General features: G+C 72.9%; 1 protein-coding gene. It reads right to left on the bottom strand.

All coding sequences use genetic code 11. From position 1 onward, the window contains the following. Positions 1–1,555: arylsulfotransferase family protein (locus ACXJKL_RS20840; protein ID WP_457208904.1), on the bottom strand; the 1,555-nt coding region annotated here is incomplete at both ends.

Raw genomic sequence — 1,555 nt, 5'->3', positions numbered from 1 at the left:
CCCCGGCCCCCACCCAGGTCCCCCCGGGCAGCACGCGGCCCGCGAGGTCCGGTCGCACCGACGGCGGCGCGGAGGTCACCACGGGCGGCACCGGGACCGGGACCGGGACCGGGGCCGGGGCCGGGCTGGCTGTCGCGGGCGGCGCAGGCGAGTCGGTGACCTCGTAGGTGAGGGTCGTCGTGGTCGTCCGTCCGGACCCGTCCGTGGCCTCCACGGTGAACCTGTGGGGGCCGGCGACGGACGTGTCGACCATGGCGTCGGAGCCGCGGCACGTCTGCAGCGTGGATCCGCCGGCATCGCGACACGTGAACGCCGCGGGGACCACGGAGCCTCGCACGTAGGAGCTCCCGGGGGCCGGCACCGAGACCGAGACCGTGGGGTCGAACCCGTCGCCGGTCGGGACGAGGGCTGCCCGGTAGCTGATGTAGGCCATCGGCTGCGAGCCCCCCTCGGCCAGGCGCATGTCGGACAGGCTCCAGATCGTCGAGCCGGTGGAGTCGGTCTCGGAGGCCATCGTGCTCTGGTCGGCGGACCAGCCGACCAGGATGTTGCCGTGTGCCACCGGGGCCGCCGAGCCCATGAACCACGCGAAGTGGTCGGTGGGACCGTACGTCCTCACGGGCGTCGCGGTGCCCCCCTCCAGCGCCCACTCCACGACGCGGGTCGCCGGTCGCTGGATCGCCGGGCCCGCGGGGTCGGCCGGATCGAGGCACAAGGCGCCGAAGAACGACGACGAGCCGTTGTCGAAGAGCAGCACGTGTCCGTTCGGGAGCAGCGACGCCGAGTGCTGCGCGCAGGGGCCGCCGTCACCGTCCGGGAACGTGAAGGTGCTGTCCCGGCCCCCGAGCTTCCAGATCACGTCACCGGGCCGGTGCCCGTCGTGGGCACGGCTGGCGATCAGGAAGACCGAGCTCAGGTGTCTGAAGGACGCCAGCACGTCGCCGTTCGGCTGGACGTCGATCGAGTTGATGTGGGCGTAGTCGGCAGCTCCCGGTGAGAGCGTCTCGTCGGCGTACGCCGCGCTGGACCACTCGAAGTCGACCGCACCTGCCGGGGTGACGTGCTGGATCACGGAGTCCACCAGGCCGGTCCCGGGATCGGGCTCGTAGGCCGTGAGCCACCGCGAACCGTCGGCCTCCAGGACAGAGTCGTGGTCGTCTGTGTTGGTGAGGCCGGTGGTCTCGATCCGGCGTACCTCGCGGAGCTGGTCGTCGAGGACCACCAGGGCCCCGCCGGTGCGTCCGGGCGTGGTCGTCGGGCGGTGCAGCGTCAGCGCACCGCTGCGGGCGAGCTTGAGGTCCAGGACCCGCTCGGCGTGCTCGCGGGTGTAGCGGGGCACCCCGTTCCGATCGAGGATCGCCTCGTAGCGCGGCGACCGCCCGTCGTACCGGTCGAGCGTGACGGCGATGTCCCCGGGGGCGAGCGGTGCGCCGGTGCTGGTCGCGGTCAGCCGCGGAAAGGACGCCGGGAGGACGTAGAGCGCGTAGGCCCGGCGAGCGGTGCCGTCGTGGACGAAGACCGAGATCTCGTCGCCGGGATGCACCGAGGAGAAGGT

The sequence above is a fragment of the Nocardioides sp. P5_C9_2 genome, assembly GCF_054049555.1.
The sequence above is the reverse complement of the archived record's forward strand: the minus strand, read 5'-3'. Positions and strand labels throughout refer to the sequence as shown.